General features: G+C 41.9%; 18 protein-coding genes, 1 tRNA gene and 1 pseudogene. 12 read left to right on the top strand and 8 right to left on the bottom strand.

The window, feature by feature from the left end; all coding sequences use genetic code 11:
• Window positions 1–94: 94 nt before the first annotated feature.
• The 7 genes from B4G94_RS11325 to trmD all read right to left on the bottom strand — a co-directional run bounded on the left by B4G94_RS11325 (window position 95) and on the right by trmD (window position 5,351).
• Window positions 95–733: a hypothetical protein gene (locus B4G94_RS11325; RefSeq protein ID WP_209577603.1), complete on the bottom strand. Its 639-nt coding sequence runs from the start codon at window positions 731–733 to the stop codon at window positions 95–97.
• A 49-nt stretch (window positions 734–782) separates the two neighbouring features.
• Entirely contained in the window at window positions 783–1,298 is a 516-nt protein-coding gene (locus tag B4G94_RS11330; RefSeq protein WP_286858938.1) for an RNA polymerase sigma-70 factor, read from the bottom strand.
• A gap of 60 nt (window positions 1,299–1,358) precedes the next feature.
• Window positions 1,359–2,141 carry an indole-3-glycerol phosphate synthase TrpC gene (gene trpC / locus B4G94_RS11335; protein ID WP_108636259.1) on the bottom strand — a complete coding sequence of 261 codons (783 nt, stop codon included), beginning with the start codon at window positions 2,139–2,141 and terminating at the stop codon, window positions 1,359–1,361.
• Window positions 2,142–2,157: 16 nt separating this feature from the next.
• The gene (locus tag B4G94_RS11340; protein ID WP_165305461.1) at window positions 2,158–2,736 is read right to left on the bottom strand and encodes an anthranilate synthase component II; all 579 of its coding nucleotides are present in this window, start codon (window positions 2,734–2,736) and stop codon (window positions 2,158–2,160) included.
• The gene (locus tag B4G94_RS11345) at window positions 2,723–3,016 is read right to left on the bottom strand and encodes a chorismate mutase (RefSeq protein ID WP_108636257.1); all 294 of its coding nucleotides are present in this window, start codon (window positions 3,014–3,016) and stop codon (window positions 2,723–2,725) included. Before B4G94_RS11345 ends, B4G94_RS11340 begins: the two co-directional genes overlap by 14 nt.
• The gene (locus B4G94_RS11350; protein ID WP_286858942.1) at window positions 3,013–4,416 is read right to left on the bottom strand and encodes an anthranilate synthase component I family protein; all 1,404 of its coding nucleotides are present in this window, start codon (window positions 4,414–4,416) and stop codon (window positions 3,013–3,015) included. The genes B4G94_RS11345 and B4G94_RS11350 overlap by 4 nt, the downstream gene beginning before the upstream one ends.
• A 257-nt stretch (window positions 4,417–4,673) precedes the next feature.
• The gene (trmD, locus tag B4G94_RS11355) at window positions 4,674–5,351 is read right to left on the bottom strand and encodes a tRNA (guanosine(37)-N1)-methyltransferase TrmD (RefSeq protein WP_209577610.1); all 678 of its coding nucleotides are present in this window, start codon (window positions 5,349–5,351) and stop codon (window positions 4,674–4,676) included.
• An 84-nt stretch (window positions 5,352–5,435) separates the two neighbouring features.
• On the opposite strand from trmD, the gene B4G94_RS11360 reads away from it, so the two are divergent.
• From B4G94_RS11360 to B4G94_RS11415, 12 genes and pseudogenes are all read left to right on the top strand, one after another.
• Complete coding sequence (locus B4G94_RS11360; RefSeq protein ID WP_286858969.1) at window positions 5,436–7,067, top strand: ABC-F family ATP-binding cassette domain-containing protein; 1,632 nt, start codon at window positions 5,436–5,438, stop codon at window positions 7,065–7,067.
• Window positions 7,068–7,189: 122 nt separating this feature from the next.
• Window positions 7,190–7,260, top strand: a tRNA-OTHER gene (locus B4G94_RS11365).
• Between the two features lie 218 nt (window positions 7,261–7,478).
• Window positions 7,479–8,104 (top strand): annotated as a pseudogene (locus B4G94_RS11370) (FGGY family carbohydrate kinase); the annotation flags it as partial.
• The gene (locus B4G94_RS11375) at window positions 8,099–8,932 is read left to right on the top strand and encodes an FGGY-family carbohydrate kinase (protein ID WP_286858971.1); all 834 of its coding nucleotides are present in this window, start codon (window positions 8,099–8,101) and stop codon (window positions 8,930–8,932) included. The pseudogene B4G94_RS11370 and the gene B4G94_RS11375, both read left to right, overlap by 6 nt.
• A 16-nt stretch (window positions 8,933–8,948) precedes the next feature.
• Window positions 8,949–10,271 carry a gluconate:H+ symporter gene (locus B4G94_RS11380; RefSeq protein WP_286858944.1) on the top strand — a complete coding sequence of 441 codons (1,323 nt, stop codon included), beginning with the start codon at window positions 8,949–8,951 and terminating at the stop codon, window positions 10,269–10,271.
• Between the two features lie 272 nt (window positions 10,272–10,543).
• Window positions 10,544–12,019, top strand: a complete 1,476-nt coding sequence (locus tag B4G94_RS11385; RefSeq protein WP_286858946.1) for a TPM domain-containing protein — start codon at window positions 10,544–10,546, stop codon at window positions 12,017–12,019.
• A gap of 162 nt (window positions 12,020–12,181) precedes the next feature.
• The gene (locus B4G94_RS11390) at window positions 12,182–12,787 is read left to right on the top strand and encodes a CDP-alcohol phosphatidyltransferase family protein (RefSeq protein ID WP_286858948.1); all 606 of its coding nucleotides are present in this window, start codon (window positions 12,182–12,184) and stop codon (window positions 12,785–12,787) included.
• The gene (locus B4G94_RS11395) at window positions 12,780–13,625 is read left to right on the top strand and encodes a phosphatidate cytidylyltransferase (RefSeq protein WP_286858950.1); all 846 of its coding nucleotides are present in this window, start codon (window positions 12,780–12,782) and stop codon (window positions 13,623–13,625) included. Before B4G94_RS11390 ends, B4G94_RS11395 begins: the two co-directional genes overlap by 8 nt.
• 70 nt (window positions 13,626–13,695) lie before the next feature.
• Complete coding sequence (locus tag B4G94_RS11400) at window positions 13,696–14,727, top strand: patatin-like phospholipase family protein (RefSeq protein WP_286858952.1); 1,032 nt, start codon at window positions 13,696–13,698, stop codon at window positions 14,725–14,727.
• 153 nt (window positions 14,728–14,880) lie between these two features.
• A complete protein-coding gene (locus B4G94_RS11405; RefSeq protein WP_209577620.1) occupies window positions 14,881–15,636 on the top strand; it encodes an SDR family NAD(P)-dependent oxidoreductase in 756 nt (251 codons plus the stop codon).
• Window positions 15,618–17,042 carry a phosphatase PAP2 family protein gene (locus B4G94_RS11410; protein ID WP_209577622.1) on the top strand — a complete coding sequence of 475 codons (1,425 nt, stop codon included), beginning with the start codon at window positions 15,618–15,620 and terminating at the stop codon, window positions 17,040–17,042. The genes B4G94_RS11405 and B4G94_RS11410 overlap by 19 nt, the downstream gene beginning before the upstream one ends.
• Window positions 17,043–17,139: 97 nt before the next feature.
• Window positions 17,140–18,846, top strand: a complete 1,707-nt coding sequence (locus B4G94_RS11415) for a bifunctional alpha/beta hydrolase/class I SAM-dependent methyltransferase (RefSeq protein WP_209577625.1) — start codon at window positions 17,140–17,142, stop codon at window positions 18,844–18,846.
• 414 nt (window positions 18,847–19,260) lie between these two features.
• On the opposite strand, the gene B4G94_RS11420 is transcribed toward B4G94_RS11415, so the two are convergent.
• Window positions 19,261–19,617 carry a helix-turn-helix domain-containing protein gene (locus tag B4G94_RS11420; RefSeq protein ID WP_286858954.1) on the bottom strand — a complete coding sequence of 119 codons (357 nt, stop codon included), beginning with the start codon at window positions 19,615–19,617 and terminating at the stop codon, window positions 19,261–19,263.
• Window positions 19,618–19,634 lie beyond the last annotated feature (17 nt).

A 19,634-nucleotide genomic window follows, 5' to 3' on the forward strand; every position in this document is an offset into this window, starting at 1 on the left:
ACAGCTTATTACCAAATGGAGTAATAACAAGGATAAGAATAGCGTGAAGCGGTTGGAGAGCATGAGTGTATGGACTAATTGAGGTTCTTCTTATTTAGATGATATTAAATTGTATTTTCAGTTCGTGTTGGATGGTCGGGGCTAAAAAGGTAAGTTCCGATTTGGAGATTATTACTTGCTTGCCATTTTTTTGTGGTTTTAATACAAAATATATTTCCCCATGTTTGAACTCCTTCTTTTTATCTGTTCCAGAAAAGCTAAAGGCAAAGTTTTTTTTGGGGATGAACATCATATTACCCGAAGTTTTGAATTCTCCGGTATCTGTATTGATTTCAGCACTTGCATGTTTACCCAGAATGATATTATAGTTATTCTGATTGATGTACTTCAATCCGGTGCTAGTGCGGTTTTCGAAAATGGCAGCTGCTTTGCCGGAGTCTTTACCGAACCAATAAAAACCAAAGCATAGTAAAAAAACAATGGTGGCGGCTACTCCGATATATTTAAAACTGTATTTTTTCTGGGGAATTGTTGCCGGAACGTCTGACTGATCAATATGGGCGCTCAGCTGGTCCCAGATATCTGTTTCTAATTTTGTTTTTTTAGCGATGGAAATAGACAGGGGCTCTGAATCGAGGGTATCATCCAATAACCATTCTTCCACAAGAATTTTTTCTGTTGGAGAGCATTGGCCTAAATGATATTTCTCTATGAGTTTATGGTCTATCTTCATATAATATACTTCCTGACAAAAGTACAGGATTTCTTTTGTATAGCTAAATTTAGGATATATATTCCGTTAGTTCTGTTTTTAATGTTTTTAATGCTCTTGAAATGTGATATTCTACCGCTCTTTCTGAAATATAGAGCTTATGTGCAATTTCCTTGTTGGTGAGCCCCTGTTCTCTGCTCATGCGGAAAACATTTTTACATTGTTTGGGCAGACTATCTATCAGCATTGATATTTTCTTCGCCAGTTCGTCGGCGATCAACGAATTATCCACATAATGCTCTTCGCGCGTATTTGAAATGTTGTCCAGGTGTTGCTGCCGCGATACTTTATTGCGAATGTATTCAAATGTTTTGAGTTTTACTGATCTGATCAGATACCGTTCAACCTCGATGAGACGAAGTTCATCACGCCGTTCCCAGAGTGATTTGAAAACATCCTGTACAATTTCCTTGGAATGTTCTTCATCTTTGATGCTGCTCAGGCAAAAGGCAAACATACCTTCCCAGTGTTGAAGATATATTTGCTCAAAACCTGCTTTATCTATAATAAAAAACTCTTTTTCCAAAATACCAGTTCGCTGTTCTGACGCAAAGATAGGCTTATTTAGATTCGTTTTAAATAATTTCTAAATTTCTTTTACGAAATCCTTGATCGCTTTCCCCGGATCTGTGGTTTTCATAAAATTTTCACCGATTAAAAAGCTTTGGAAACCAGCCTTTTTTAATGCTTTAATCGTCTTGGGATCGGAGATGCCACTTTCAGACACTTTGATGTATTCGGATGGAATCTTATCCAAAAGGTCATACGAATGTTGTAGATCGACGGTGAAATCTTTAAGGTTTCTGTTATTGACACCGATGGCATCAATGTCGTCAAAAAGATTATCCAACAGTTCCTGTTCGTTGTGTACTTCAAGCAAAACATTAAGGCCCAATTGATGAGCATAAGCAGCAAATTCCTGCACTTCTTCTTTTTTTAGACATGCTGCTATTAAAAGGATAACATCAGCACCATAAGCCTTGGCCTCAGTAATCTGATATTTGTCCACAATGAATTCTTTGCGCAAAATAGGGATGTTAATTGCTTCCCTTGCTTTGGAAAGATCTTCCAGATTGCCCTTGAAAAACTCCCCATCGGTCAGCACAGATACCGCCGAGGCACCGGCTTCTTCATAAGCCTTGACAACATCTTCGACTTTTGCTGTACTGTTGATATCTCCTTTTGAGGGAGACGCTCGTTTATATTCAGCTATAATTCCTGTTTTTTCAGGATCTAATATAGATTCCCGTAACGAAAGACAGGCTACGTTGAAATAGGGATAGTTCAACAGCTCTTCGAATGGAACTAAGGCTTTCGCTTTTTCTACTTCTATTCTTTTTCGTTCAATGATTTTATCCAGTATAGTCATTTGTAGTATTTAGATATTAGTGTTGAAACAACCAGTTTTCAATTAATTTTTTCCCATTTGTTGTTAGTACTGATTCCGGATGGAACTGCATGCCACGCACATCATACTCCGTATGTGTCAGTGCCATGATGATGCCGTTCTCGTCCACAGCCGTAACTTTAAGTGTACTCGGCAATGTATCCTTGTTTACTGCCCATGAATGGTAGCGCCCTATTTTAGAATCTTTCGGAAAATCCTGAAATAGCTTTTCGGATTCATCGGTTACTATAATGTCCGTTGCGACACCATGCAATGGTTTTTCCATGTTAAATAAGGTACCGCCAAATACTTCGGCGATTGCCTGCTGGCCTAGGCAGATGCCTAATATACTTTTGTGTGGCGCATAGGTGCGGATCACATCAAGCAGTAAGCCCGCCTCTTCAGGAATCCCCGGACCTGGGGAAAGGAGGATTTTATCGAATGCTTCCAGTTCTTCCAGTTTGAATTTATCATTTCTCAACACCACATAGTCCTGTCCCAGTTCCTGGAGCAAATGAACCAAATTATAGGTGAATGAATCGTAATTGTCAATGACAACGATTTTATTGTTGCTCATAACCTCTTGTTGTATAGTCCTGATTAAAGTAATTATCTATTTCCTGAAATATCGCCTGGACAAATTCTATTGGCAGATCGAATCTCTTTGCCAGTGTCACCTGATTGCTGCTGATATTTTTAATAATATGCTGCTCGTTATCTGTATCATCCTGCAATACTTTTGCCTTATGGAGATATGCTTTCCGTAGGGCTAGCAATTCAACGATGCGGTTGTCGATGGTGTCGATTGAAACATTGATATGTTGGGTATTGACACAGTATTCTAATGGTCTGATCATAACGTTTCTGCTAATTGTAATGCTTTTCGCAAAGCAGCTATTTTATTGTTGACTTCCTGAAGTTCCATTTCCGGATCCGAATCCAGCACAATTCCGCCTCCGGCCTGATAATGTAAGGTATTTTGTTTGCTCAGGAATGAGCGGATCATGATGGCATGATTGAAATCTCCATTGAAACCCATGAAGCCAATTGCTCCGGAGTAGAACGAGCGTTGCAATCCCTCATAGCGGTCAATGAGTGTCAGGGCCATATGTTTTGGTGCCCCGGACAATGTTCCGGCAGGGTAAGTATCTCCTACAATGTCAAAGGGATTGATATTTTCCTTAAGCAGGCCAGTTACCTTCGATACCAAGTGGATAATATGCGAGTAATATTGTGGTTCCATATACGATTCCACTTTAACTTGGGTACAGTGTCTGCTCAGATCATTACGGGCGAGGTCTACCAACATCACATGTTCGGATGTCTCTTTCGGGTCTTGTTTTAGTCGAGAGGCAATTTTTTGGTCTTCCTCCATGTTTCCGGTTCTTTTGAAGGTTCCGGCAATAGGGAAGATGGTCGCCTGTTTGCCGTGGATGCGCAACTGAGCCTCGGGCGATGATCCGAATAGTTTAAAATCACCATAATCAAAATAGAATAGGTAAGGCGAAGGGTTAATGGAGCGCAATGCACGGTAGACATTGAACTCATCTCCCGAGAATGGTGTTCGGAAACCCCGGGATGGAACAATCTGAAAGACGTCACCGCGTTGGATATGTTCTTTCATCTTCTTGACTAGTTGACGGTGCTCCTCATCGCTACGGTTGGAACTTTCCTCTCCGGCCAATTTAAATGTGTACTCTGGGAAGTTTTTGTTCTGGATCAGGAACTGCATACGTTCCAGTTCAGACTCCTCATCTCCCAAAAGATGTTCGAAAATATACAGCTGATTACGGAAATGGTCAATGGCGATCACATATTTGTAGACGTGGTACTGCATAAACGGTATCTTGCGTGCCGGATCGACAGGTGTGGTCAGCTTGATATCCTCAAAATGCTCAATGCAGTCAAATGTAAAGTAACCGAATAACCCATTGGAGATTAAATTCAGTTCGGCAATTGTCGAATCTTCGAAAGAATTCCGGAAATCGGAAACTTCCTGGCGTAATTCGATTTCTTGTGCATTTTTGACAATTCGTTCTTTCCCGGGATAGGTTAAGGTCAGTTCCTGCTCGTCCAGCTGGATCCCTGCAATGGGTTGGCAGCAGATATAACTGATATTGTTATCACGACTATGGTAATCTGAACTTTCCAATAGCAGTGAATTTGGAAAGATATCCCGTAATCGAAGATAAATACTCACCGGTGTAGTTGTGTCGGCGAGCAACTTTCTGCTCTGTGTTTTGAATTTATACTTCATTTTATTCTTTTATTCGCTTTGATAAATTTTATACATAAAAAAACCCGATACTGGTTAGCATCGGGGTTGGAATTTCCATAAATGGTTTTGGTTGATTATGAAATATTATAACAATACCAATTGATTCCCGATGCTTATTGCTCCAGGCCACCACCAATTTGTATTTGTATATCTTCGTGTCATTATTACACAAATTTATAAAAAAAAATAAATAAGCAAACTTTTTGTGACAAAAAAACAAAAATTCCGCTTATTTCTTAATCATTTAATAAATCAGGGCGTCTTTCTTGTGTCCTTTTCAACTGTTGTTCATCTTTCCATGCGGCAATTTTTGCTTCGTGACCGCTGAGTAGAATATCAGGTACTTTATGGCCTTTCCACTCTGCAGGGCGTGTATAGATCGGTGCGTCGAGCAATCCATCCTGAAATGAATCGGAAAGAGCGGAAGTTTCGTCTGATAATACTCCAGGAATTAATCTGATAATAGCGTCTGTAACAATTGCGGCTGGAAGTTCTCCTCCAGATAGCACGTAATCGCCGACCGAAATTTCTTTTGTTACGTAGATATCACGAATACGTTGGTCAATTCCCTTATAATGTCCACAGAGGATCATCATATTTCCTTTTGTAGATAGTCCGTTCGCAATATCCTGATTGAATGTTTCACCGTCTGGAGTCATATAGATGATCTCATCGTATACACGTTCGGATTGCAGTTGCTCAATACACTTTGCAAAAGGCTCGATTTGAAGAACCATACCGGATCCGCCGCCGTAGGGATAATCATCTACACTTTTGTGTTTATTGGTTGAATAGTCTCTTAAGTTGTGAACATGTATTTCAGCCAGACCTTTATTCTTCGCTCGTTGCAAAATTGAGTGTGCAAATGGACTTTCAAGTAGGTCTGGTAAGACCGTAATAATATCAAAACGCATGGCGCAAAGATACACAAAAATGCACCATTGTCTATTTATAAGATTGATTCGCTTATCTTTGTGGCAAATTTAAGTGTACATAAAGTGATTGACGTAAATAATATTTCCGTTTCCTTTGGGGGAACGACTCTTTTTTCAGATGTATCTTTCTCGATTAATGAGAATGACAAGATCGCATTGATGGGCAAAAATGGTGCTGGTAAATCTACCTTGTTGAAAATTATAGCGGGGGCAGGAAAGCCAACTACAGGTAATGTTTCGGGGCCAAAGGATGCGATTATAGCCTATTTACCACAGCATTTGCTGACACAGGATAATGTGACTGTCTTTGAAGAGACATCTAAGGCTTTCGAAGAAGTCTACGGAATGCGTGATGAGCTGGAAGGCTTGAATGAGCAGTTGAATATTCGTACGGATTATGAATCTGATGATTATATGCAATTGATCGAACGGGTATCTGAATTAAGTGAGAAGTTCTATTCGATTGAGGAAGTCAATTATGATGCTGAGGTTGAAAAGGTCTTGAAGGGTCTTGGTTTTGAGCGCACGGATTTTACTAGACAGACCTCTGAATTTTCTGGTGGCTGGCGTATGCGCATCGAGTTGGCTAAGATATTACTAAAAAAGCCAGATTTGATTTTATTGGATGAGCCTACCAATCACATGGATATTGAGAGTATTCAATGGCTTGAGGACTTCTTGGTCAATTCGGCGAAAGCAGTTATTGTTATTTCTCACGACCGGGCTTTTGTCGACAATATTACGAATCGGACCATCGAGGTGACGATGGGACGGATTTATGACTATCGCGCCAAGTACAGTCATTATCTGGAATTACGTCAGGAGCGCCGTCAGCATCAATTGAAAGCTTATGAGGAACAGCAGCGTTTTATTGCTGACAATCAGGAATTCATCGACCGTTTCAGAGGTACTTACTCGAAAACTTTGCAGGTGCAGTCGCGTGTCAAGATGTTGGAGAAATTGGAAATCATAGAAATTGACGAAGTAGATACTTCGGCCTTGCGCCTAAAATTTCCACCTTCACCTCGGTCGGGTCAATATCCGGTCATTGTCGAAGATCTTACAAAAGCTTATGATGATCATGTGGTATTTCAAAAAGCAAACATGGTCATTGAACGTGGAGAAAAGGTGGCTTTTGTAGGGAAAAACGGTGAGGGTAAATCGACGATGATCAAAGCAATTATGGGTGAAATCGATTTCGAAGGGACGTTAAAGGTTGGGCACAACGCGAAAATTGGTTACTTTGCACAAAATCAGGCGGCATTGCTGGATGGTGAACTGACCGTTTTTGATACCATTGATCAAATCGCAGTAGGTGAAGTACGTGTTAAGATGAAAGATCTTTTGGGCGCTTTTATGTTTAGTGGCGATGATACGACCAAAAAGGTGAAAGTGTTATCTGGAGGAGAAAGAACGCGTTTAGCCATGATAAAACTTCTTTTGGAACCAGTGAATGTATTGATTCTCGATGAGCCTACCAACCATTTGGACATGAAGACCAAGGATATTATCAAAGATGCATTGAAGGATTTTGATGGCACATTGATCCTTGTTTCACACGACCGTGACTTTTTGGACGGTTTAGCGGAAAAAGTCTTCGAGTTTGGAAACAAACGTGTCCGTGAGCATTTTGAGGATATCAAAGGATTCTTGGAATATAAGAAAATGAGCAGTTTAAAGGATATTGAGCGATAGCATCTAAATCAACGGAGTGTAAACGTATTCTGTTAGTCTATCTCACATAATCATACGTTACAAGTTTTTGTTCAAATCCGATATTTGCAGTACAGAAATCAGAAACTTTATCTGTAAACGGAGCCTCCTGAGCTTAGCTGGTGGAGCAACGGACTGTAATCCGTGGGTCATTGGTTCATCTCGATAGGAGGCTCAATTATAAAAAGCGGCTTTATATAAAAAAGCCGCTTTTTTGCGTCTTGAACGAAGATTAAATCGAATCTTCAAGCTTTTTTTTCTTAATCCCAAAGTGTATGAAAGATACCTTCCTGATCAATAGGACGATGTGCATTAGGGGAAATAATTTTTTCCAGACCGGGTAAAACAACAGATAATCCGTATATTGAGTTCTCCTAAACATCAATTTTATTTATGATCATTGGATTAGACATTGGTACATCATCTGCGAAAGCTGTTGCATTTGACTGCGAAGGTAACATCTTGTCGCAGCATAGTATATCTTATCCCATATTAAACCCGTCGGAAGGCTGGTATGAGCAAGATCCGGAGATTGTTTATGCTGCATGTATTGAGTCTNNATTTCGGTGAGCAGTGCTATGCACGGACTGATCGCTGTTGACTCGGCTGGCAAACCACTTAGCAATTGCATGATATGGGCAGATCGCAGAAGCGAGGATATTGCGGTTGCTTTGGAGGCAAGTGAGGCGGGCAGGCAGCTTTATCAGCAGACCGGTACACCCATACATCCCATGTCTTTGCTTTGCAAATTAATGTGGATAAAGTCTAACGATCAAAAATTATTTGCTCAGTCGCACAAGTTTATCGGTATCAAAGAATTTCTTTTTTACCGGCTCTTTGGCGTCTATGTGGTCGATCATTCCATTGCATCTGCAACAGGGCTTTTCGACATACATCGCCTAACATGGTCTGATCAGGCGTTAAGATTGGCGGGCATATCGGAGGGGCAACTAGCATCGCCAGTTCCGGTCGATTATATTTTAAATATGCCTAGCCGAGAAATTGCGGCTTTGATGCACATCTCTGAAGATACCCCTTTTGTTATAGGTGGTAGCGATGGTTGTTTGGCTAATCTCGGGGTAGGGGCTATAAGTCCTGGAGTGGCTTCGGTAACTATCGGTACCAGTGGAGCTATTCGCGTAGCAAGTTCGCAGGCAAATCAAGAAAAAAAACAAAGGCTATTTACCTACCTACTGAGGCCAAATGAATATATAATTGGTGGCGCTGTTAACAATGGCGGTGTATTGCGCAACTGGTTTCGAGATAACTTTTTGGATGAATTTGCCCAAATGGAAACGGATGGAGATTCTTCTGCCTCGTTAAATGCTTTGATCGAGTCCGTCGTTCCTGGGGCAGAGGGCTTGATATTCTTGCCCTATTTAACCGGTGAGCGGGCACCACATTGGAACTCCAATGCAAAAGGCGTTTATTTTGGAATACAGCTGCATCATGGCAGAGCGCATTTTGCGCGGGCCATGATGGAAGGGATGTTGTTTGCAATTTACAGTGTAGGAATCGCATTAGAGGAGAACACCGGCCCCATTCATACGATCTTTGCAAGCGGCGGCTTAGCACGTTCATCGATGTTGGTGCAAATGCTTGCAGACATTTTCAATAAACCTGTATTCACCAAAAATACGGTAGAAAGCTCTGCATGGGGAGCCGCATTGATAGGCTTGGAAGCATTGGGTATACAGAGGGAGGAGCCTACCGTAAAAAACAAGCAAGCGGGGGGAGCACAAGATACCGAGCACTATTACAAACCGAGTGCGGAGAATCACGCCGTATATATTAAAAACTTCCAGAAATTTGAACACCTGTACCATATATTGGAAGGTGAGTTTTAACTAGATGTAAATTATTATGCCTCTAATCATCGTTATTTTGGGAGTAGCTTTACTACTTCTTTTAGTCACTGTCGTCAGGTTAAACACGATCTTCTCGTTACTGATAACCTCTGTTGCGGTCGGTTTTGCCATGAATATGAATGCCGTCGATATCCTTAAATCTGTTGAAACCGGAGTGAGCAGTACGATGGGCCAATTGGCACTTTTGTTGGCTTTCGGGTCTTTACTGGGTAAATTGATGGCGGAAGGGGGAGCTGCAGAAAAGATTACAACGAAACTAACGGCTGTATTTGGCCGAAAGAACTTACCTTGGGCAATGGTTCTCACGGGCTTTTTAGTAGGAATTCCCTTATTTTACAATGTCGGTTTTATCGTCTTAGTACCGTTCGTTTTCATGGTATGTGCTTCCAATAAAATGCCCTTGCTTTACGTAGCCATTCCACTGCTGGCAGCGCTGTCCGTGACGCACGGTTATTTGCCACCACATCCGGGCGCTACAGCCATAGCGGTTACTTACAATGCGGATATAGGCTTGACAATGGCCTATGGCATTGTTGTAGCAATTCCTGCCATAATTATCGGTGGACCACTTTTTGGCAGAATGCTTAAGCGTATTCCGACCAACCCACCGGCCGAGCTTTTTCCTGAACACGATCAGGCAGATAGGAAAGAGCTTCCCGGATTTGCAATTAGTATATTTACGGGGCTGTTTCCAATAATTTTAATTGCTTTTGGTTCATTTGCACATCTAATATTCCCAGAAGGCTCCTCTTGGCTGACGGCACTACGTTTCTTGGGTGACCCGGTGGTGGCTTTAATGATTGCATCGCTAGTGGCGATGTACACGATGGGTATCCGCCAAGGTAAAAGTTTGCGGGAGCAGTCAGAAAGTGTGGAAGAAGCAATTCGTGGGATAATGATGATCCTTTTTATCATTGCAGCATCAGGCGCCTTCAAGCAAATTTTGGTAGATAGTGGTGTAGCCAACTACATCGCTGAGCTAACCGCAGACCTGAGCTTGTCGCCTCTTGTGCTTGCATGGTTAATAGCCGGCATCATTCGCCTAGTTATCGGTTCGGCAAGTGTTGCTGGACTCACTGCAGCGGGTATTATGCTTCCCATTGTGCAAGCAGGAAATGTTACTCCTGAATTAATGGTGCTAGCGACGGGAGCGGGCAGTCTCATGTTCTCACACGTCAATGATCCGGGGTTTTGGATGTTTAAATCTTATTTTGGAGTGAGCATGAAGGATACGTTTCGCTCATGGACGGTGATGGAAACGCTCGTTTCTGTTGTTGGATTGATCGGTGTCTTGATTTTACATTGGCTTGGCCATTGACAACGAATGGGAAAGTTTCATATCATTTTTAAAGTTGCCGCAAGACACGCTCCATGAACCGTTGCTGTAAAATAAATCTAGTTCATTAGCTCAACAAAACGATTATATGAAGTAATCGCAAGGATATACATAAATAGCTCAAACGAATATTGAATTATACAGGCCCATAATCAACCAATTATGGGCTTTTCTTTGATGGAAACGTTTGTTTGATTTTTTTTTCTTAATATCGTGACAATGAACCGAATTTTATTGTTCTAGTTGTCTAAAATATGCATAGATCACATCCACTCTATATCTTTATTTTACTTTGGCTAAGCTGCTGTTTGAATGCTGTTCCGGTGTTGGCCCAGTATACCGTTGATAATATTCCCAGTCCGAAGCAGAGGGGGCAGGACTATTTTGTATCCAATCCTGATGGGATTTTGTCATCGGGTACTGTAGCTGAACTGGATGGTTTATCCACACAGATTGAGGCAGCTACTAAAAGTGAGTTTGCCATTGTATTGGTCAATGACTATGTCGGTGACAGCGATTTTGAATTTGCACTCAAATTATTTAATACCTGGGGTATCGGTAAGAAGGAAAGTAACAATGGTTTATTATTGTTTATAGCCAAAGACCGGCGGGAATATCGTTTTATTACGGGTTATGGGATGGAAAGTACCTTGCCGGATGCCTATTTAAAGCGGATCGGTGAGAAGTATCTCGTACCAAATTTTCGAAATGGAAATTATGATCAGGGCGTTCTTGATGCTTCACAGTTTATCAAAACGATCCTGATGTCGCCTGATAGCAAGGCTGAATTGGAGCGCCTGATGCCTGAGGCAACTCCGATCTGGAGCTTCAGCAGTCCTATCCTGCGAAATTCACTTTTGGTACTGGCTTTATTTGCCATTTGTTATATCTGGCTGGGAGAGGTGACCCGCGCGATAAAAGGGCAACTGACCAAGAAAAGTAAGTATTTCCCACCACTGGTCAGCGGCTGTGGTTGTATGGGGATGTTGATGTTTGCCAGTGTGTTTATTTGTGCTTTTGCGTTGAACAACTTTGAAGTCGTTTATCAATGGAAAAACCTTCCTTACTTTATTTTTATATTTGGCAGTATCACATTGGCGATGAAATATAATGCGAGTCGTACCCAGATTGTTAATTCTTATCGCGATGAGGAGAATATCCAGCAAGCTCTGCGTAAATTTCGCATTTGGGGACTTGTTCCTTTACTATTAAGTCCTTTGGCGCTGTTTGATCTCTTTGGAATAAATAAACGGATCCGAAGGAATGAACTTAGACTGACTCCTCCGGATGATTCGGGAAGTTGGTTACGGATGAATAAGGATGATGTATCTACCCGAGAAAGCGCTTACTTGGATAAGGGACAGCTCATGGAGGAGAAAATTGGCAGTCGATCTTATGAGATCTGGGTAAATCAGACAAGCAATGAAATCAAGCTGGTTCCCTGGGATGAAAACGCAGGCTATATGGATTGTCCGCAATGCCATTACCATACGTTTGAAACGGGGCTTTCACATACGATCCGATCTGCAACTTACAGTTCGCAGGGCCTGGAGGAGCGTTTTGATAAATGCAAGAACTGTGGTCATCGCGTATCCCATGGTGAGCATACTATACCTGTTAAAGTAAGGTCTTCATCAAGCAGATCTGGTGGCGGAGGCTCCAGCAGTAGTGGCGGAGGCAGCTTTGGCGGTGGATCTTCAGGTGGTGGTGGTGCTGGCGGAAGATGGTAATTCCTGATTTAGGGCAAAAAAAAAGGTTTTCAAACGGGGAGAATGAAAACCTTAAATAACCAATTATAAACCTAAATTATGATGACACAAATATAGTGTATTTATTACACTATGCAAAATTTTTTTTAAAAAAATCAAAAAAATAAGTTACATAGTGCATATATGATTTCTGTTTATAAATTAAAACCAAAGTTTCAGCAGTTATTGATGCCGATTCTGACCTTCTTACATCGGAAAAAGGTAACGGCCAATCAGATTACGATTGGCTCAATCGTTTTGTCTTTGGTTATTGCGGTACTGTTCTGGTATGCCGATCGGATGCCAATGTTGTTTTTGGCATTGCCAATCGGTTTATTATTTCGCATGGCCTTCAATGCACTGGATGGTATGATGGCCCGTCTTTTTGATCAGACGAGTAAGAAAGGTGAAGTTCTGAACGAGGTGGGCGATATTGTCTCCGATGTCCTGATCTTTTTCCCCTTGCTGAAATTTCATCCCGAGAGTTTATACCTGGTTGTATGCTTTATTATACTGAGCGTGATCAATGAATTCTGTGGTCTAATTGGAAAAGTGGTCGCCAACGACCGTCGTTATGATGGGCCCATGGGGAAAAGTGACCGCGCACTGATGTTGGGGTTATATGGTATTTTGAACTTGTTGCAGATCTCAATAACGACTATTTCGGTCTATATTTTTGCTGTGCTGTGTTTGTTATTGGTCTTGAGTTCGATAACGCGATTGAGAAAGGCATTGGTAGTCCATGAGTGAGTTATCCAATCCGAAGGACAAGTTTGCTGATGTACCTGTCCGCGTAAGAAGCTGGGGCTATATCGTGCTTGTATTGGCGATAGCTTTCGTTTCCCAAACAACATCTTTGCTGTTTGTTTCCTGGCTGACATTTCAGGGCATGCGCGAATTTATGAAGATGTTTGTGCCACATTTTAATCTTGTATTGGTCTTTGCGGTTGTAACAGGCCTATTGCAGCTGATCCTGTTATTGTACTGTTCATACAGTGGCTACCTATTGTGGGCGACACTATTGTGCATCGGGATCGGGCTGTTTTTCCGGTTGGGACAGAAAACAGCGATGGGTGCTGCTATCGGAATGACAATTGGAGCGGCTGCTTGCTTACTTGCATTCAGCCACCTGGCTTTTATTCGGGCAGTAGAAATTCATCAGAATGAATGGATGGGATTGCGGCTGGTGGCCTTTATCATCGTTTTAACGGAACTGAATGATGTATTCCAATACCTCATGGGCAAATTCTTTGGTAAACGAAAGATCGTTCCGCGCATCAGCCCAAATAAAACGGTTGCCGGATGTCTCGGTGGTATCGGACTGACGATAATTTTGAGTAATATCTTGGGCTATTTGTTGTTACCATTTGGAGATTTTATTGGCTTTTCTTTGTTGGGTTTACTCTTCGGTGTTTTAGGTTTTTGCGGTGATGTGCTTTTCTCCTTTTTGAAACGTAGGACTGGAGTCAAAGATACGGGGGCATTAATCCCCGGACATGGTGGACTGTTGGATCGGATAGATAGCCTGCTTTTTAATGCGCCTGTTTTCTATGGTTTAATTTGTTTGATAGAAATGACGAATTTGTAATGGTGACTAAAAAATTGGAATTAGGTCTTGACTTTGTAAAAGGATACACATACATCTAATATATCGCAAAATGAATTATCAACGGGCAGTTTTATTTTCAGGTGGTGGTACTCGTTTTGGCTTGTACCTGGGAATGTATGCGGCGTTGGACGAACTAGGATTAAAGCCGGACTTACTGATAGCTACCTGCGGTGGATCATTGGCTGCTGCGATTATTCAGGCTTTTGCAAGGGATGCAGAACGGAAATCCTATCTCCAGTCCGAAGAGTTTTACCGCTTCTTCTGTGGACATCGGCTTACAGAGCAGCGCCATCTGGGCAAACTTGGTTTATATGTGTTAAAAAAGCAATGGGATAAACGATCTGCTCCTTATTTGGAAGATGTCTTTGATCGTTATCTGGTCAAGATGGAACATGATCTTTCCCCTTTATTACCGACTTTGAACCGCCCGTTTTCACAGGAAATACCCTCAATTATTATTGGTTCGAGAATGCTTTTTGACCGTTCGGAAGTTGGGGAGAGACGTGGCGAACGTAAGCTCTATCAGAAAGTCCTGATGGGGAATGCAACTGCCCTGTCGAACGTAAATCTGGATAATATCCAAATTCAAGGTGAAAATTATGGACAAAGTGCTGTTGCCCCTGCGGTAGCAATAAATTCAACGGTAACCTTGTTGGAAGCTGTTCGTATTTCCATGTCCGATATGTTTTATATTGAGCCAATACAGCGGAATGGAGAATATTATGCTGGTGGAGCCATTGATCTGGTACCTGTAGAACTGGCGCAGTCTTTGGCAGCAGAAGTAATCTGTGAGCGCAAGCAGAGGTATAAATTGCAGGAGGAGGGATTGGTCAGAGCGGTATTGGGCTTCAGCGGAAACCAACGCCTGCGGGATATTGATCAGCAATTTCAGGGCCTCCGATGGATCGATACAAGGGATGCTGCGGAAAAGTTAGCAGGAAACTATTGCAGAAAAGACATAGATTGGCGTAGATTTGAAATAACATTGTCCCTTCCGGCAAGTCTGGATGAATTTGCGGTTGCGATGGAAGCACAGTGGAATTATGGATATCGCAGGGCGATGGAACTGCGGATGGCGTAGTACACGATGTATCTGGGTAATGGTTCTTGGAAGTATTTATCGTGTAATACGGGATCTATTGGAGAGTTTAGGTGGCATACATCGAAAGTTTATTTGTTTGACAGGATAGCCCGATCAAGCGGGTAATATAATCGCTATTTTTTTTTTTATAAAATGAAGGTATTTATCGCAGGCGGAACAAGCGGAATAGGTTTGGCACTAGCACAATGCTACCTCCAACAAGGGGCTGAAGTTGCTGTATGTGGTCGAGACCTTTCAAAGTTGACCAATCAAGCGACATACGATGCGCTCATCAAGTTTGAAGTGGATGTATGTAATCGGGACGTATTGGCTGATGCCGTTGATTCTTTCTGTGATCATGGGACATTGGATCTTTTTATCAATTGTACCGGAAGTTATGCCGATGATGTGGCACTGCGCATCAGTTATGAAGAGGCAAGTGCGATGCTCCGCGTCAATATGCTGGGTACCCTGAACTGTTTTGAAGTCGCCCGCGAAGCCATGCGTGGACAATCAAATGGGCAGATCGCAACAATAGCATCCGTCTCGGGGACGCTGGATTTTCCAAACTCAAGTTTGTACAGCAAAACAAAGCGGGCTGCAATTCAAGTGGCTGATGCCTACAGAAGGGCATTGCTTCCGTATGGGATTGCGGTGACAGTCATCGCACCGGGGTATGTGGATACAACCAAACTGCGCGAACTTAATCAGCAGGATCTCTCCAAAAAGCCCTTTTTGATTAGCGTGGACGATGCCGCGCAACGCATCTTAAAGGCGATACAGCAAAAGAAAGAAATCGTGATTTTTCCGATGCGCATGAAATGGCTGATGGGATTTTTAGGTCTGCTTCCCCATGTATTATTAAGTAAAATCATGTTTAGGAAAGCCAAATGGATGAAAAACGATTAAAGAAGGTAAGTGGGCAGCTCCTTGTTGCCATTTATTGCCTGTTGCTTTTTCAACTTACCTATCCTTATACAGCAGGCTACGCCTCCAGTTTAGTTGCGGTGCCTTCCTTTGTATTCGATTTTGAACAGTATATTTCGTTCGTTCCATGGATGATCCTACCCTATATGAGTAGTGGCCTGTTTTTTTGCTTCGTGCCGTTTTACTGTCGACAAAAAGGGGAGCTCCTGTGCTATGCAAAGCGATTTACGTTTGTTACCCTGATTGCGGCATTGTGCTTTCTCCTTTTTCCGTTGCGGTTTTCTTTTGACAGACCGTCGGTTGAATATCCTTTGTTTACTATTTTCTTTTCCTTCTTAAAGGAATATGATTCGCCTTTTAATCAGGCACCCTCCCTGCATGTCGCTTATGCCTGTATTTTTTGGTCGGTGCTGCGTTGGAAGTTCAACGGTTGGAAGAAAATAATCTTGGGCATCTGGCTTCTGTTGATGGGTTTAGGAACATTGGCCGTATATCAGCACCATGTGATCGATCTATTGACAGCTTGCATACTCGTTCAGTTCAGTTTTATACTCTTTCCGAATGCCATTGAACAATCGGTACAAGGGGTGGCTATAGGTCAAAGCAGGGGGCGGAACGAAGAGAAAGCTGAGAAATCGGGCATTGATACCCAAAATCTTGATAGTTGTCGTCCGGTAGTCAGAAACCAACAACTAGCGAATAGTTATTACCTTATTGGGTGGATATTCATGCTACTGGCGCTGCTTTGCGAGGGATATTTATTGCCGCTGATTGTTTTTGCTTGGGTAGCCTTCGTCTGCTTTGCGGTTGGTTACAATTACCTGCGCGGTAATACGAGGTTTTTAAAGGATCATCGGGGTCGAATATCGCTGATAAAGAAAGTATTTTACGCTCCTTACCAATTTGCGTACCGATTGATGTGGCGTTTTTTTAGAAAGAAAAATAATCCGCCGCTGATGGAGTTATTGCCCCGCTGTTATGTGGGGCCAAGGTTGAACGCTTCGGAACTTATAGGCTTGGGATTGGATCGCAATCTGGTTGTTTTTGACCTTGCAGCTGAGCTGGAGGAGGTAAAACTCTTAGGTGCCATGGAAAAGTATTATTCTTTCCCTTTGCTGGATATTGCGGAGATCGATTTGCATCATGCCCATGTGATCATAGACGCTATGGTATCCGCTTACCGCAAAATGAACGAACATGAAAATATGGTCATTCATTGTACAATGGGTTATAGTAGGAGCATGATTTTTGCTGTTCTGATGACGCAGGAATTATTATCTTTAGATTTAAATAAAGCTATTGGTCGGGTGAAGTCGATCAATAGGCATATGGTGTTACATGATCATGCGATCCAGCTGATGAAAATTATCGTCGCGGGCAGATCGTGATCAAAAAGGGTGGCTTGGTCTTTGTTTTTAAAAGGCATATCGAAAGAGAAACTAAAATTACATACACCATTGTATTAATGGAATAAATTATAAAAAGATGAAATCAGGTTATTTTAAGAGTTTCGATCAAGGGGAACTGCTATATCGTGTTTGGAATTATCAACAGGGACAAAAGGCTTTAATTGTATTGCACCGTGGGCATGAACATTCAGAACGCTTGCAGGAGATGGCTACCGATCCGCAGTTTGCCGATTATTCCATCTTTGCATTCGACCTGCGTGGACATGGCCATACCAAAGTGCCCGTATCACCGGTTTTCATGGATAATGTGCGTGATCTGGACTGTTTTGTGTCCTATATTCATACCGAATATGCGGTTGATACGAAGGATGTCTTTGTCATCGCCAATAGTATTGCTGGGGTCATTGTAAGTGCTTGGGTACATGATTTTGCCCCTCCGATTGCAGGTATGGCTTTATTGGCGCCCGCATTTGAAATCAAACTGTATGTGCCCTTGGCCAATCAGATGATTGCACTGGGAACTAAACTGAAAAAGGATCTTGTTATCCAAAGCTATGTTAAAGCGAAGGTATTGACGCATGATATCGAACAACAACAGGCTTATGATGCTGATCCCCTAATCTCAAAATCCATTAACGGCGCTTTATTGGTCGATCTATTGAAAGCTGGTGTGCGTATCGTAGACGATGCAGCCGCAATCGATATTCCCGTGATTGTGCTATCTGCTGAAAAGGACTATGTGGTTAAAAACTCGGTGCAAAAGCAATTCTTCGTTTCCATCGCTTCCAAGCTAAAGACATTTATTACCCTGCGTAATTTTTATCATGGTATCCTGTTTGAATCCAACAGACAGAAAGTCTATACCTATTTAAAAGATTTTATTACGAAAGCCTATGCAAGGCAAATGCCCGAACAGGGACTGGAGGCTGACGAGTTTTCGGTAAAAGAATATGAGAAATTGTACCATAAGGTGATGCCAGCGGCTGAGAAGCTAAACTATGCATTCCAAAAATGGACTTTAGGCAAGATCGGATCATTGAGTCATGGGATGAACTTAGGTCTTCAATTTGGCTTTGATTCAGGAATTTCATTGGATTACGTTTATCACAACGAGCCAAAGGGTAGGTTGGGACTAGGTAAAATCATCGATAAAGGGTACTTGGAGGCGATTGGATGGAAAGGAATCCGTATACGCAAACAGCATCTATTACGTCTATTAGAAGAGAATATTGAGCAGGTCAAGTCTACCGGCCGACCTGTAAAAATTCTGGATATTGCTGGCGGTACCGGAAATTATTTGTTTGACATCAAAGAAAAATACCCAGAAGTGGAGATTGTGATCAATGAGTTTATGTTGTCAAATATTGCAGTCGGTGAGAAAATCATTAAGAGGAAAGGGCTCCGCGGAATACGTTTCAGCAATTACGACTGTTTTGATCCGGCTACATACAGCAAACTGGATTTTGCCCCTAATATTGTGGTGATCTCCGGTATTTTCGAATTGTTTGGCGACAATGAAATGGCGAGCAGTGCTGTACATGGCGCGACTTCCATTTGTGAGGAAAATAGCCATCTGGTCTATACCGGACAGCCATGGCATCCACAGTTGAAAATGATCGCTTATGTGCTGAATAGTCATCAGAAGAAAGACTGGGTCATGCGCCGACGGTCGCAGAAAGAATTGGATCGGATTATGGCTTACAATGGAGTGCACAAGGAGCGGATGCTTATTGACGATTACGGGATATTTACCGTTTCTTCGGGGACTGTGAAAGCCGGATAATCGTATTTCCGAACGATCTGTATATAGAATCGTAACCAAGTAAGCTGTTAAATTATTTTCATGTTCTTGGTTAATAGGATTGTACGTATGAAATGAACAGAATAGGGGGTGAACTTGTGCTAAATAGATAGTGTTTAAGCTATTGATTTGGCGCAAGTTGACCCCTTGTCTACGCAAAATACCCCATTTTCTGCTTCCATTGCTCAGAAATGCAGATCCAATCCGTTTGACAAAAAGACTTTATTCCACTTTTCAGCTCGAAAGATCTACGAAAAGTAGTTGTAATAGCTATATACTCCAAATATGTTAAACGAGCTGGAGAAGACAATAGAATATCTTGAAGAGAGCTTTAGCGGAGAAGAGAACAAAAAATTAGCTCAAAAGATTGAAAAGCTTATAGCCTAGTAGTAATTACTAATAGGCTTGTATAAGTACATCTGTAGGGATATTGAGTTTTTCGCGAAGTTTTCTAATGATCTCAAGAGAGAGTTTCCGCTTTCGATTTAATATTTCACTTGCACGGCTTTTTTGACCAAGAACATCAGCAAGATCATTCTGTGTAAAATTTAGCTGCTCCATTCTGAATTTGATGGCCTCAACAAGATCAGGGAGATTAATAGGAAAATGTTCGGTCTCATATTTATCGATGAGAAGCCCCAAAACTTCCAATTCATCTCCTTCTTTTGAACCTATTTTAGCATCAAATATTACTTCAAGGCGGTCTAAAGCCTGTGCATAATCTTCTTCAGTTTTAATAAGTTTTGCTTCCATCCAGTATTTTCGCTGAG

This window comes from Sphingobacterium sp. UBA7625, assembly GCF_002484085.1.
Lineage (GTDB): Bacteria > Bacteroidota > Bacteroidia > Sphingobacteriales > Sphingobacteriaceae > Sphingobacterium > Sphingobacterium athyrii.

Bases quoted from the DNA above. Each gene is read 5' to 3' on its own strand.
- B4G94_RS11375 (WP_286858971.1), top strand. From the start codon at position 8,099: ATGCACATCTCTGAAGATACCCCTTTTGTTATAGGTGGTAGCGATGGT.
- B4G94_RS11420 (WP_286858954.1), bottom strand. From the start codon at position 19,617: ATGGAAGCAAAACTTATTAAAACTGAAGAAGATTATGCACAGGCTTTA.
- B4G94_RS11405 (WP_209577620.1), top strand. From the start codon at position 14,881: ATGAAGGTATTTATCGCAGGCGGAACAAGCGGAATAGGTTTGGCACTA.
- B4G94_RS11380 (WP_286858944.1), top strand. From the start codon at position 8,949: ATGCCTCTAATCATCGTTATTTTGGGAGTAGCTTTACTACTTCTTTTA.
- trmD (WP_209577610.1), bottom strand. From the start codon at position 5,351: ATGCGTTTTGATATTATTACGGTCTTACCAGACCTACTTGAAAGTCCA.
- B4G94_RS11350 (WP_286858942.1), bottom strand. From the start codon at position 4,416: ATGAAGTATAAATTCAAAACACAGAGCAGAAAGTTGCTCGCCGACACA.
- B4G94_RS11415 (WP_209577625.1), top strand. From the start codon at position 17,140: ATGAAATCAGGTTATTTTAAGAGTTTCGATCAAGGGGAACTGCTATAT.
- B4G94_RS11410 (WP_209577622.1), top strand. From the start codon at position 15,618: ATGGATGAAAAACGATTAAAGAAGGTAAGTGGGCAGCTCCTTGTTGCC.
- B4G94_RS11325 (WP_209577603.1), bottom strand. From the start codon at position 733: ATGAAGATAGACCATAAACTCATAGAGAAATATCATTTAGGCCAATGC.
- trpC (WP_108636259.1), bottom strand. From the start codon at position 2,141: ATGACTATACTGGATAAAATCATTGAACGAAAAAGAATAGAAGTAGAA.
- B4G94_RS11340 (WP_165305461.1), bottom strand. From the start codon at position 2,736: ATGAGCAACAATAAAATCGTTGTCATTGACAATTACGATTCATTCACC.
- B4G94_RS11385 (WP_286858946.1), top strand. From the start codon at position 10,544: ATGCATAGATCACATCCACTCTATATCTTTATTTTACTTTGGCTAAGC.
- B4G94_RS11390 (WP_286858948.1), top strand. From the start codon at position 12,182: ATGATTTCTGTTTATAAATTAAAACCAAAGTTTCAGCAGTTATTGATG.
- B4G94_RS11400 (WP_286858952.1), top strand. From the start codon at position 13,696: ATGAATTATCAACGGGCAGTTTTATTTTCAGGTGGTGGTACTCGTTTT.
- B4G94_RS11395 (WP_286858950.1), top strand. From the start codon at position 12,780: ATGAGTGAGTTATCCAATCCGAAGGACAAGTTTGCTGATGTACCTGTC.
- B4G94_RS11345 (WP_108636257.1), bottom strand. From the start codon at position 3,016: ATGATCAGACCATTAGAATACTGTGTCAATACCCAACATATCAATGTT.